Origin of the sequence: Kurthia zopfii, from assembly GCF_003143955.1 — a bacterium.
Classification (GTDB): Bacteria; Bacillota; Bacilli; order Bacillales_A; family Planococcaceae; genus Kurthia; species Kurthia zopfii.
The window spans coordinates 1-13,425 of the sequence record NZ_QFVS01000053.1; the positions used below are offsets into that span (position 1 = coordinate 1).

Annotated in this window: 9 protein-coding genes; 1 reads left to right on the forward strand and 8 read right to left on the reverse strand. The window is 38.0% G+C overall.

Features of this window, described 5'->3' with window-relative positions; all coding sequences use genetic code 11:
• Nucleotides 1–188: 188 nt before the first annotated feature.
• On the forward strand, nt 189–413 hold the full coding sequence (locus DF281_RS13560; RefSeq protein WP_109350800.1) for a hypothetical protein: 225 nt from the start codon (nt 189–191) through the stop codon (nt 411–413).
• A 236-nt stretch (nt 414–649) separates the two neighbouring features.
• On the opposite strand, the gene DF281_RS13565 is transcribed toward DF281_RS13560, so the two are convergent.
• The 8 genes from DF281_RS13565 to DF281_RS13600 all read right to left on the reverse strand — a co-directional run bounded on the left by DF281_RS13565 (nt 650) and on the right by DF281_RS13600 (nt 13,263).
• Nucleotides 650–1,027: a YisL family protein gene (locus DF281_RS13565; RefSeq protein WP_109350801.1), complete on the reverse strand. Its 378-nt coding sequence runs from the start codon at nt 1,025–1,027 to the stop codon at nt 650–652.
• 207 nt (nt 1,028–1,234) lie between these two features.
• Nucleotides 1,235–2,137 (reverse strand): fumarylacetoacetate hydrolase family protein, encoded by a 903-nt coding sequence (locus DF281_RS13570; protein ID WP_109350802.1) that lies wholly within the window; start codon nt 2,135–2,137, stop codon nt 1,235–1,237.
• A 70-nt stretch (nt 2,138–2,207) separates the two neighbouring features.
• Complete coding sequence (locus DF281_RS13575; RefSeq protein ID WP_170114854.1) at nt 2,208–3,368, reverse strand: DUF418 domain-containing protein; 1,161 nt, start codon at nt 3,366–3,368, stop codon at nt 2,208–2,210.
• 13 nt (nt 3,369–3,381) lie between these two features.
• Complete coding sequence (addA, locus tag DF281_RS13580) at nt 3,382–7,068, reverse strand: helicase-exonuclease AddAB subunit AddA (RefSeq protein WP_109350804.1); 3,687 nt, start codon at nt 7,066–7,068, stop codon at nt 3,382–3,384.
• Nucleotides 7,055–10,564 (reverse strand): helicase-exonuclease AddAB subunit AddB, encoded by a 3,510-nt coding sequence (gene addB, locus DF281_RS13585; protein WP_109350805.1) that lies wholly within the window; start codon nt 10,562–10,564, stop codon nt 7,055–7,057. The genes addA and addB overlap by 14 nt, the downstream gene beginning before the upstream one ends.
• Nucleotides 10,565–10,632: 68 nt before the next feature.
• Complete coding sequence (locus tag DF281_RS13590; protein WP_109350806.1) at nt 10,633–11,253, reverse strand: TVP38/TMEM64 family protein; 621 nt, start codon at nt 11,251–11,253, stop codon at nt 10,633–10,635.
• A 123-nt stretch (nt 11,254–11,376) separates the two neighbouring features.
• Nucleotides 11,377–12,546: a PDZ domain-containing protein gene (locus DF281_RS13595; RefSeq protein ID WP_232025946.1), complete on the reverse strand. Its 1,170-nt coding sequence runs from the start codon at nt 12,544–12,546 to the stop codon at nt 11,377–11,379.
• A gap of 147 nt (nt 12,547–12,693) precedes the next feature.
• Nucleotides 12,694–13,263: a redoxin domain-containing protein gene (locus DF281_RS13600; RefSeq protein ID WP_109350807.1), complete on the reverse strand. Its 570-nt coding sequence runs from the start codon at nt 13,261–13,263 to the stop codon at nt 12,694–12,696.
• Nucleotides 13,264–13,425 lie beyond the last annotated feature (162 nt).

A 13,425-nucleotide genomic window follows, 5' to 3' on the forward strand; every position in this document is an offset into this window, starting at 1 on the left:
GCTCGGTCAAATAAGAGAAACCGCTGCAAGTAAAGAAATACACTTGCAAGTACGCTCTATTCCCAAGAAGCTCCCACTTCAAGCGTGAAGAACCGCAAGGTTTAGCTAAGTGGCGAGTAGTTCACTTGTTAGATAACCATCCAATAATCGAAGCCATTATTAATGAGCTTACGAAAGGAGAACTTTAAATGGCAAAAGAATCTGAACGTAATACACGTAAGAAAAATACACGAAAAAATTTAGAAAAGCCTGATATGGTAAATTCAGATAACCCGAGTCTTTTTGATATGCATGAAGATATGCAAACAGTAGACCCAATACCAGTTGAAGAATTAAATGAAAAAGTAAAAGACGAAAAGAATAAGGAGCATACGAAAGATAGTTCAGCTAGTGATACTAAATATAATCCTTAATCATAATTTTTTGTCCCTAGTGCAATTACAATTTTACAACTATACAAAACGTCTTTCTCGTGATTGAGAAAGGCGTATTTTTATGAATTGGAATAAGTAGTATGAGGTTCTAGCGCTGTAAGTAAATGAAAACCTTGCAATACCCTCACATATTGGCGAGCGTGAATTATTTTAAGACTAAATCATAAAACAAAAAAAGAAGCATACCCGCAGGCATACCTCTTTTCAATTTGTGCTTAGAAGAATTTCATACCCATTGGTAAGTGGAATCCTAATCCAAGAACGATTAATAGACATACGATGAATCCGATCCACATCGCACCTGTTGATTTTCCTTTAGCACCACGTACTAAAGTCATCTCCATGAATGCAACAACGCCTAGTCCAGCTAGGAGTTTGAATCCGTACATCATACCTTGACCGTAATCCATCGCAGTGATGAATAACGCTCCACCTGAAACGATAATCAGGACGTAGAATAAACGTAAAATCATATGTGTGATTTTGCGTCCTTTAGAAGTTTTGCTCATACCCGCTGCAACTAAAAATAGAATAATAGCTACTACCCAAGTCGTAATGTGTAAGTGCGTTTGACTCGCTAAAAAATCCGGCATTTTTTTCACCTCATCATTTTTATTATTTCTCAATTAATGTTACCAAAGCAAAGGCGACTATACAACAAATAAACCCCTACACCACAAAGTTTGGCGTAGAGGTTCATTCATTTATTGATGGAAATTTGCACAACTTCCATTGAATTTACACTATGTTACGAGTAATAAATATTCCAATGATAAATTTGTCTATATTGTGAAATTTTTCTATTCGAAAGTATTCGCTAATGTTCCGATACCTTCAATTGAAACTTTCACTGAATCTCCAGCTTTTAAATATTGTGGTGGTGTTAATCCGTGACCTACTCCAGAAGTAGATCCTGTAAGAATCACATCGCCCGGCTCAAGTGTTACAAGTTTAGAAATTTCAACAATGATTTCTTCAACTGGGTGAACCATATCTTTTGTCGTACCGTTTTGACGAACTTCATCGTTTACTTTCGTTACAACAGTTAAGTTTTGTGGATTCGGAATCTCATCCTTCGTTACTAAATAAGGACCCATTGGGCAAGCGCCATCTAAGCTTTTCGCTAAGAAGAATTGCTTATGCTTATCTTGTAAGTCACGCGCACTAAGATCGTTGGCAATTGTATAACCGAATACATAGTCAAATGCTAGTGCTGCAGGAATATCCTTCCCTTTTTTACCGATTACTACTGCTAATTCACCTTCATAGTCAAGTGAATTCGTCACGTTTGCATGAACTGATAATACTTGTTCATCTGCTGCGATTGCAGTTGGTGCTTTCGTGAAGACGAATAAATCTTTAGGTGCACTACCTAAACCCATTTCAATTGCATGTTCATCGTAATTCTTACCGACACAAATAATGTTCTTTGTCGTACGAGGAATCGGTGCTAACCATTCAATCGTTGTAAAGCTTAATTTGAACTGTGCAGCATTGTCTGATTTCTCAGCCGCTTCCACTAATTTACGCATTTGCTCTACAAACTCAAAACCATAAGTCATACCTTCAACAATCGTAGTAGAAAATGAAGGTAAAACATTTAATTCCTTCTGTATAGCTAATACATCCCATACTGCCTCTTCTCTCTTTACTTTAGGTCCGAAGCGAATCTCGTCGTTGTTGCGAAATGATAAAATTTTCATGAATAGTAGCACTCCTTCTGTTTTTTATCATGATACATGATTTCTAGCTTAAAGTCCTCTATTTTTCGTATTATTTACTATAAGTGACTTTTTTCCATAAAGTTTCAAGCGGTCCTTGTTTGAAATAGCTCAAGTAAATTCGAGCAAATCCAAGTTGGAATACATAAATGGCAATCGAAATATAAATTAAATTGATGACACCTAGTTTTCCATACAAGCCAATTGCAAAACCGTAGAACAATATACTTTGAATAATGGACTGCATAATGTAGAGCGTCAACGACATTCTTCCTGCATAACTTAGCGGGCTAAGTATTTTCGCCACACCTGGAATGCTGCAAAGTGCAATGATTGCTGAAGTATAACCAATCATCAGAAGTGGTGCGCCAACAGCTATATTCAAGCCTTGTCCAAAGAATTCAAAATTATTTCCGTACAGCTGTGCTTTAAAGTAAATGCCCAGTGGAATCGCAATAACAGCTACAATCGTCCATACGATCGCTTTTTTCTTCGACTTCTCAATCACCTTCCATTGGGACATCGCTGCTCCAACTAACATGAATGGGAAGACGGTGAAGAACATCGCCACCCACATTGTGAATGAAAATTGCGAAGACACGTCGATTAATCTTTGCCCCATCGCATCTAACCAACTGCCCGAACCATAAGCTTCAATTGAACTTTTCACATTCGTAATATCCGTATAAGAAGATAGCTCGTATTGATCAGACATTTTTTCCGTCACCCACATTGTTAGTAACATGAATAACGCAAATACAGAATAAATACACATTCCGATGATGAACTGGACTTTCGGTTTTAGTTTTAACATCAAAATTAAAATGAAACCAAAAATCGCATACGTCGTTAAAATATCCCCATACCAAATGAAGAAAGCATGGAATAAACCGAATAATAATAAAATCGACATACGCTTACTTCCTAATGGTAAGAAACTTTCGCCAAGCGAATGCGCTTTTGTCGCCTGCATTTGAAGTCCGTAACCGAATAACCAAGCAAATAATGGATAGAAACTTCCTTGTACTAATATCATAATCCACTTTTCACCTTGTAAATCAGAAGGTGCAGTGAAATACGTACGCAATTCTACATAATTCATTGGGTAGTTGAATGACAGAATATTCACGAGTAATATGCCAAATAAACTAAACCCACGCAAAATATCTAATGTTGCGATTCTCTCTTTTTTGTTCGTTGGTGCAATTTGCATCAAACGCTTCCTCCTATACATTCAACCATTTATGCGCATCAAATGCGTAAATTACGGAATGACTTATTGTAATTTGTAAAATCGCCTCAACTGCATCTTTATATGTGTTCAACTGGATGGCGTATCTACGTTTCAATTCTTTCTCTAAACCTTCCGTCGTCTTCATACTCCCCGTTACGCGGTCTGTTTTATAATCTAAAATGATCCAATCTCCCTCAGTTGTTTGATACAGACAATCGACAATACCTTGTATCAATTGTGTATCATTTTGCTGATCAACAACCGCTTTTGTAAACGGCAATTCTCTATATAAAATAGGGGCTGTTCTAAATTGACGACCAATTTCAGAATCTAAAAATAGTAAAATATCTTTTGCACTTACTGCTTGCGCTTCTTTTTCAGTGATTAATTGGCGCTTCACAAGTGTTTCAATAAATTGATTCACTGCTTCCTCTGATTCAAACCCTTGCTGTGGTATATGCTCCATAACCGCATGGACTGCTGTACCTTTTTCAGCACCTGTCATTTCTTGTTTTTGAAGGAATTTCGGTCGTCTTCCTTCTTTCACTTCTTCTTTGATTGGCGTTGGAGCCCATTCAAACTCAGGTTCTTCCAGACTTTCAAGAAGTTTAAGTCGCTTTATTTCTGAAACTGAAGTTTTAGATTTTTTAATCGTCGAACTAGCAAATGGATATTGATACCCTAATGTATTTTCAATGACCATGGAGAAATCTTCATTTTCTTCGATTGTAGGTGTTTCGACAAGCTTTTCTTCTTCTTGAGTTTGAGTCGTCAACAGATCTCGTTCAATTACTTTAATTGACCATTTCGATGGTTCACTTGATTCAATCATTTCGCCTGTTAACACATCACGTAAATAATCTGGATGGCGCGCAACTGCTGGCCCAATCCAATCGAAGTAACTATTCGCTTTAGCACGTTGGTGATCCGGCAATGGTTCGCCTTTTGGAAGATTTAAAGCTTCTTCCCAACGATCCTTCGTTTTCAACCAATCTTTCACACTTCCAACAAGATAAAGTTTTTCCTTCGCACGCGTCATCGCCACATAGAGAATACGCATTTCTTCAGCTTTCATCTCAAGTAGTTTTTTCTCTTTCATCGCTAAATATGGCAATGAAGTGTATTGAATACGTTTTTCAGGGTCAATCATTTTCACTGCTAAACCGAATTCCGGATCAAATAAATACGATTGATTGAAGTCCATTCGATTGAACGGTCTGCCCATTCCAGCCGCAAAAACATATGGGAATTCCAAACCTTTGGATGAGTGAATTGTCATGACACGTACAACATTTTCAGACTGACTCACAGCTTTTGCTGTTCCTAAATCATCGCCACGTAATCGCATGCGGTCAATGAAACGAAGGAAGCGGAATAATCCTCGGAACGATGTTTTTTCATATGAAATAGCGCGATCATGCAGGACACGTAAATTTGCTTGACGTTGCTTCCCATTCACCATCGCTCCGACCATTTCGTAGTAGTTCGTATCTAAATAGACTTGCCATATTAAATCGGCTAATGAACCTCGACGTGCCATATCTCGCCAATCTTCCAACATGAATAAAAATCGCTGTAATTTTTCCGCAACTTCTTGTGAGATGGATTGTTCTTCACTCACAAATTTCTTGAGTGCGTCGTAGAAAGGCGCTTTCGGATCTGCTAAACGAATTTTCGATAAATCATTTTCTGCTAAACCGATGAAAGGAGAGCGCAATACGGATACTAATGGAATATCTTGATACGGATTATCGATCACTCGAAGTGTATTCATCATGACCATTACTTCAATTGCTTCAAAATAGCCTCTCGATAGTTCCGCATAAAGTGGGATCCCTGCTAACTTGAATTCCTCTACGAAATCGCTCGACCAAGTCATTGAACGCATCAATATGACAATGTCACGATATTCTAAAGGACGACTGAACGGTTCACCATTTTCATCCTTTTTGAATGCATCATATACAAGTTGTCCCGAGTTCATCAAATGTTGAATTTCCGCAATAATAAAGCGTGCTTCTTGCTGAGATTTCTTCATCTCTTCTAGCTCTTCCTGCTCTTCACTTTGCTCGACTTCTTCTTTCTCTTCCTCATGAATAACCGCTAAAGTAATCGGCACTTCTTGATCTGGATAAGGAGCAGATGGTTTCAATCTCGCTTCATCATCATAGTCAATCTCGCCGACTGTATTACCCATGATCTGTTTAAAAATATAGTTCGTTCCATCTAAAACTTCTGCACGACTTCTGAAATTCGCATTTAAATCAATTTTCAATCCGAATTGTTCAGGCTGATCTTTATACAATAAGTATTTATTTAAAAATAAAGTAGGTTCAGCTAATCTAAATCGATAAATCGACTGTTTTACGTCCCCAACCATGAACATATTACCGTCATGTGACTCGCCTGTCTTAATCAATTGTAAAATCGTTTCTTGTAATCGGTTCGTATCTTGATATTCATCGACTAATACTTCCGCAAATTTTCGCTGATATTCCTTCGCTACTTCTGAAGGTTGAAGATTTTCCTCTGTCAAAATATTCAATGCAAAATGTTCTAAATCCGAAAAGTCGATTAAACCTTTTTCCGCCTTTGCGAATGCATAGCGGTCGCTAAATTGCTGCGTCAGCTCTACTAACGTCTGAATCAATGGCTTCATCACTGCAATTTCTTCAATGAGCTTCTCTTCAGGGCGTTGGAAATATACTTTTACCGAATCATCTATTATCTTTTTCGCTTGTTCCCTTTTACTTTTTGCGAGTTCTTTCAATGATTCATCGCAAGAATCCTTTTTCTGCGAAGCTAGTCGATCCCATTTATGCGTCGCAAAAAAGGCAGCCGCTTCACTCCACGAACCTGTTTCGACTAGAACACGTCCGGTCGTCAACTTCGTTAAATCCTTCTCAGTCGTAGCACCGAATGCATCTGGACCATCAGGTTTTAAAGCAACTTGATGCATTTCTTGAATAAGATGAATCGCTGCATCGATATTTAATAGAATTGATTGCTTAATCGTAGCTGTAATCGCTAATTCATCAATCGTATTAATATCCGAAACATCATATGCTGCTGGTAAATGGTTCAGCCATTGGTCCGGCTCAGGATTTACACGTGACATCTCAAATAATTGAGAAATGAGTATTTCAATTGCTTGGTCATCTCGATCAGATGTAAAAGCATCGACAAGTTGATAAATTTGCTGGGGATTTTCGACAGCATAAGCTTCTTCCAAAATCTCAGCCATCGTATCGTCGCGTAATAATGCCGCTTCTGTATCATTGGCGATCCGGAATCCTGGATCAATATCGAGCAAGTAATTGTATTGGCGAATAATATTCAAACAAAATGAATGCAATGTAGAAATTTGTGCTTTGTTAATCAAACTTAATTGTCGGCGTAAATGTTTAGAAGTAGGATCTTTTTCAATCGCTTCTTCTAAAGCACTCGCCATTCTTTGACGCATTTCAGCTGCTGAGGCGTTCGTAAATGTCACGACAAGTAATTGGTCTACATCAATCGGATTGGTCGTATCGATTACTTTTTCAATCATGCGGTTGATTAATACAGCTGTCTTTCCTGACCCTGCTGCTGCTGATACAAGTGTATCCTGACCTTTCGCCCAAATGGCTTGCCACTGTGCATCCGTCCAAGTAACCGTTGCTGGCTTAATTGGAATCATTATGTGCCGCCTCCTTTTTAATTTTGTCGATGACTTCATCAGATTTGTTGACGCTTAAATTTCGATAACTTTGATTCAAATCGGTCGTATCGAATTGGCATACTGATTTTTGTGGGCAATAGTCACACGCTGTTTTTTGCTTCAATTTAAATGGACTAATAGTTGTTTTACCATCCATAATTCCTTCGCCAGCTTCACGGTGTTTTTTGCGGACAAATGTACGAAGGTCGCCTAATTCCTCTTGATTAATTACAGATGACATTCCTTTCGATACGGTGCCATCCTTTTTCACATAAACAGGTACGATTTCCGAACGACCACCGATATCTTCTAGCGACTCATCCATTTCTAAAATAACATCAGGTGAATCTAATACGAGTCCGCTCATTTTGAATTTCTTCAATATTTCCGATTCAGATTCTGAGTCAGATAAGATTTTTTCTTCTTTTAACATTGGATTATGCATATGCACATAAAGCACGCCACCAGCCTCTGTAGGGACATCCATCCAATGGTCGGCATTTTCTACCGCAACATCTAAATACGTCAGCATTTGAAGCGATAGGCCATGATAAATGTCATTCATATCGAGTTTCTGCGCGGATGATTTATAATCGACAATTCGTAAGTATGCTTGATCATCGAATTTCGTCGAGTCAATGCGGTCAATTCTACCTCGAATTTGCATTTTCTTCTTATTCGGTAAATCGATTGTTAATGGTGGAATGGCTTCATTCGGGCCAAATGCAGCTTCGATTGCTAAAGGTGTGAAGCCTGAATTTCGTGCATGATGGCGCATTGAAATCATCGTGCGCTCCACAATCATCGTTAATTTTCTTAAAATATATTGGTAGCGCGCCGAACTTAATAAAATTTGGTGATAAAGCAACGGTACGACGACTTGAACGGCATCATTTGCGAGCTTTTTACATTCCTCAATGGAAAGTTGACCCCATTTCAAATCTTCCTCCGTCGTTTTATCCGAAATCCATTTCAATGCGGCGTGGAATAGATCTCCGATTGTTGGTGGATCCAAGCGATACTCTTCACGCTCATTCAATTTCAAACCGTATGTCGCAAAATGAGCGAATGGGCATTTAAAATATTTTTCGACACGTGATACGCTCGAAGTAATTGTCTTCCCATACAAAGCATCTGTAATGTTCTGTTCCAAGTCTTCCGTTTTATTATGATTCGTCACTGATTTCATTAAGCGTTTGAAAGTCGTTCGCCAAGTTAGGTCATTCTCATAATATTTTTGAAGTTGCTGCCACTCTGCTGATAGCGGTTGTTGATCATGTTCACTTTGGCGAATTTGATTCATTAAATAGGCAATTGCTGTGCGAGGATGTGAGATATATGACCAATCATCGACAGAAGTCAGCGCTTCATCTGGTGTCATGTAAATAATTTGTTCCTCTACACCTGTTAAATCTTGCAGCTTTTTAATGAATAATGACGGTAGAAGTGACTTCCCTTCTTCATCACTCAACGCATAAGAAACGCATAATTTGTCAGAAGCCGCTGTAAATGCACTATAGATAATTAAATCTTCTTCTAATAAACGTTCTTTCGATGTTGGAGCAATTTCATGACCCATTTTTGAAAACCATTCACGTTCCGAATCCGCAATCATTCCTTCGAATTCAATTCGAGTAGGGAATGCGCCATCATTGACACCGATTACGAAGACAGCTTTCATATTGGATAGTCGAGCTAAGTCTGCCGTCGCTACTGTCACTTGGTCAACTGAAGGTGGGATTCGTGAAAACTCAAGTGTGTCGAATCCTTCATCAAGAATTTTCATCACTTCACGGATTGTCATTTCTTGATTACCAAACATCGCCACAAATTGGTCTAATACATCGACGAAACCATTCCATGCTTGCTCATGTTCGGAAGCTTCCAATAGTCGACCTTTTTCAATTTCTAATGTTTTCATTGAATCAAGCTTATCGTATACATTCAGCGTTTCCATGAACTCAAATAAAGCTGTCGCGTATTCAATACCTGTTTGCGCTTCTTTCAATGCAGTCATAAGTACACGCATTGGTTCGATGACAACGGAACGAACTGCTTCTATTTCCGCCTGCATCGCTCGTTCATCATCGGTTTGGTTTTTCGAATAAAATTCTAAACCACGATATTTTTTATAAAGCCAACGATGATCGTCAAACCAACGCTCTTTATAAATACCATTGGCAATAACAAAGTTTTCTAATCGGTCCGCTCGCTCACGCCATACACCAGTATTTGCTCCTGTCGGGAAGAATAAATCCGTTTTGATCGCTCTAAAAACAGGCTCATACAACCAATCACGATCAATCACTTCTAAAACAGAACGACTTAATTCGATTAATGGATGATGTAGCATCGGTTTTTTCTGACTGACGAAAACAGGAATTTCATACTCTTTGAAGATGGTCGTAATTAATGGATCATACGCATCAGCTTGACGATATAAAATGGCAATATCTCGATAACGATTCCCTTCTTGAATAAATCGTCGGATTTCTCGTGCAATGCCATGAATTTCGGCTTTTCGAGTTGTCGCACCAATGATTTGTAATCCACCATCTGACTGCTCCGTCATTTGCTCAACGGGATATTGACCCAATGATTTCTCAATATATTTCAAATCATTCGATTGATATCGACGTTGCTCCGCTAAATGAACTGTCCCCTTCACTTCGACACCATATTGGAAAGCAAAATCCTTTAATTTCTGCGCTAATAATGCCGGTTGATGGAATAATGATTGCACTTCCGTCGCATCCATTTCAGAGTCGAATGGCAGAACAATTGTCACATCTTTAGCAATGCGGATCAGCTGCGTCACAAGTTCAAATTCTCTCGTTGTAAATGAATTAAATCCATCAATGTAAATATGAGATTGCTTCATTAGATTACTTTCTTCAACCGCTTGAATTAGTAATGGAATATACCCTTCGCTATCGACGTAAGTTGTGCCTAATTTACTTTCAATTCCGTTCATTATAATTTGTAAATCATGCATTTTTTTCTTTAACGTCGCAGGTGCATCTGGATTATTTTCCAAAGTGACTTTTAAATCTGTCAGTTTTGCATAATCCAAACTATATCGGCTAAATTCTTTTAAAATCGATTCAACTTCTTCAGTAAATCCTCTTTTTCCAGCTGATTTTTTGAAAAGTGATAGTTGCTCCGCATTTTCGAGTAATACACTTCTAATTAACATGCGGTAACCAAAACCATTAATTTCCTCTCGACTAATGCCGCCTACTTCTGACAGCACACGCCAAGCTAAACGCTTAAATGTCGTTGCTTGCGCTCGAATCATTCCACCTACGCCACTCGTATTCGTTAATTGAAATTCCGTAGAAAATGACATTTGGTCTGGAATAATAATGAAGATGGGATCGCCAATCGAATGTTCATTTAAGCTGTTCGTGATTTCATTTTGTATATAAGTCGTTTTGCCTGAACCTGAACGACCTGAAATAATTGTTAATGCCATCTGTTTCCCCCCATTTACTTTTATGTATCCATTATACAAAAAAAGAGCGACATTCACTGTGCAGAATGTTACTCTTTCGTATCTTTATTTAAATTTCTTAAATGTTCTTCCATTTTTTTAGCGTTATTTTTCTCAACCCATTTACCGCCTAGCCACATAATTAGAATGGCAATGATGATTAACACGGTCTTCCAAGGCTTCGTAATTAATGATTGTAAATCAGATCCAATCCAACTAATGACAAGAATCATGACGAACTTAGCTGACATAATCGTCAGTAAATAACTTTTCTTTTTCAAATTCGATAAACCTGCAACAACATTAACAACCGATGATGGTGTGAATGGGAAACATAATAAAATAAATAACGGCGTAAATCCTTGCATTTCCACCCATCGAATTAATTTTTGGATACTCGGTCTATTTGTAATAAAGCCGAAAAAGCGATTATGACCATATTTACGAATAATTAAGAATACACAATACGAACCAATTACTGCCCCGCCCCATGATAATAAAAAGCCTAACCATAAACCATAGGCTGTAGCATTTGCGACAACAAATGCGGCAAGAGGTAGAAATGGTAAGAATGCTTCTATCATTGGAAGTAAGAGAGCAATGAAAGTGCCGATTATGCGATGTTCTCCTGCGATTTCTTGAAAACTCGCAATACTTAACCAATCTGGCATTTATTTCATCTCCTTTAATATTCCTTCTATCAATTATACGATTCAAAAATAAAAAAGTTGCCTTTTACGTAAGAAAATAGCTACTTATAGGATATTCCCTAATAAGTAGCTCATTTCTCAACATTATTTAACTAATAATAACCCGATTCTGAAGTGATCATGATGGAAAATGACATGCTGTCGTAAACGCATTTCACCTTCAATATCAATGACCTCGATTTTACAATGAGCGGCATTCAATTGCAGCGCATGATATAACTCATCTTCCGTATGAACTTCCAAACCGTTCACTTTTCGGATGATTTCGCCGACTTGTAAATCCATCGCTTCCGCCGGTGAATTCGGAAGAACTGCAGCGATGACAACCCCTTCATTATGTGGCGTCACTGCATACTTGCCTTTTCTTTCGTTAATTGAATACATTACTGAAATCAATATTCTACCAATGATCGCAACAATAACTGCAGCGATTCCGATAATTGGGAAGAAGTAAGCGATAATCCCTTCAACTGCTACTAAAATTCCGAGTAAAGTAATCGTACGGCCGATTTGCGGGTAGAAATGTACTGGCAGCATTTTTCTCGCGCGTTGTTGGAATCCAAGAACGACTGGGAAAATAATTAATCCATATGATTCTCCACCGATTGAAAATACTGGCCAATAAGGTGCGAATCCTGAAATTGTATCGCCAGGAATTAAGAAGAAGACAGGTAAAACCCATAAGCGCTTAGCTAAAAATGTGACTGCTTTTAAGCCACGACTTGTATTTTCAAGTCTTGGTGAAGCTAAACGCGCAGCATACCTTTTAACTAACTGGCCTTCCGCGATTAGAAGAATCCCAATTAGGATCGGGATACTTGCAAGCATTTTCAGATGAATCGTACTCGCGTCAAATGTCCATTTCAAAAATGAGAATGACGTATCATTCGTATAAATCACCCATAGGATTAAAAATGCGACACCGAATGGGTAGGCAACCGAAGCTGCGTGATAATAAAATAATACAATAACTAAAATTGAGAGTGCCGTTACTAGCACTATGTATTCCATTGGTAAAACAAAACCTAAGCCTAAACTAATGACTGATAAAATCACGATCCAAAGTCGACCTTCTTTTAACAACATTAATGCTTCTGATAATCCCCAATGGATTCGAATTCTAAATGATTTCCGCTCATTTATTACACGGCGATAGCCAAGTAAAATCGTAAATAAAATCGCAATGTAGAGTAACGGGTTCATCAATAGGCGGCCCAAACTTTTGAGCAGCTCAATAATAATGTCCATAAACATACTGTACCCACCTCTATATCTATTAAATTTTATACTTCTAATAATTGTATCAAAATCCAGAAATATTGAGTAGCCTATTTTAATTGAATCTCCGTTTAATTTACCTTGTTTTTGGTAATTCTAAACATTTAGATGTTATTTTTTGTATTAATCAAGTGATTTTATAATATCTTCTAATTGAGCTTCCGTCACAATATTCGTTTTTTGTTGGATAATTCCCTCTGTATTGACAAAGAATGACGTTGGGAAATTCAATACTTCATACTGACTCAATACTTCTCCACGTGGGTCAATGACAACTGGATATTTCATTTTGTATTCTTCAACGAACTTGCCAACATTGGCGCTATTCGATTCTGTACTCATCGCATTGACTGACAAAATCTCCATATTCGCAGCTTTCGCTTTTTCATCATAGTATTTCACCATATGTGGCGTTTCTGCTTTACACGGTGGACACCAAGTAGCCCAAAAGTTAATCATCACTTTTTTGCCTTTAAAATCTGATAACGAAACTTCTTTACCATTTAAATCTTGTAATTTAAAATCGGGCGCTTTTTTACCGATTTGGATTCCTCCACCATCATTTCCGCCACTGCCTTCTATTACTTCAACTTTTGGTTCGTCCTTTGCGACATCTTTTTTCACGATTGAAAAGACCGCGATGCTGACCAACGCTACGACTAGTAAAATACCTAGAATTGATTTGAATTTCATTTATTTGCACTCCATTTCCAATTAAATATCATATACAGTGAACTACTCGCCACTTAGCTAAACCTTGCGGTTCTTCACGCTTGAAGTGGGAGCTTCTTGGGAATAGAGCGTACTTGCAAGTGTATTTCTTTACTTGCAGCGGTTTCTCTTATTTGACCGAGC

Coding starts and splice junctions, on each gene's coding strand:
- DF281_RS13560 (WP_109350800.1), top strand. CDS start 189: ATGGCAAAAGAATCTGAACGTAATACACGTAAGAAAAATACACGAAAA.
- DF281_RS13565 (WP_109350801.1), bottom strand. CDS start 1,027: ATGCCGGATTTTTTAGCGAGTCAAACGCACTTACACATTACGACTTGG.
- DF281_RS13570 (WP_109350802.1), bottom strand. CDS start 2,137: ATGAAAATTTTATCATTTCGCAACAACGACGAGATTCGCTTCGGACCT.
- DF281_RS13575 (WP_170114854.1), bottom strand. CDS start 3,368: ATGCAAATTGCACCAACGAACAAAAAAGAGAGAATCGCAACATTAGAT.
- addA (WP_109350804.1), bottom strand. CDS start 7,068: ATGATTCCAATTAAGCCAGCAACGGTTACTTGGACGGATGCACAGTGG.
- addB (WP_109350805.1), bottom strand. CDS start 10,564: ATGGCATTAACAATTATTTCAGGTCGTTCAGGTTCAGGCAAAACGACT.
- DF281_RS13590 (WP_109350806.1), bottom strand. CDS start 11,253: ATGCCAGATTGGTTAAGTATTGCGAGTTTTCAAGAAATCGCAGGAGAA.
- DF281_RS13595 (WP_232025946.1), bottom strand. CDS start 12,546: ATGTTTATGGACATTATTATTGAGCTGCTCAAAAGTTTGGGCCGCCTA.
- DF281_RS13600 (WP_109350807.1), bottom strand. CDS start 13,263: ATGAAATTCAAATCAATTCTAGGTATTTTACTAGTCGTAGCGTTGGTC.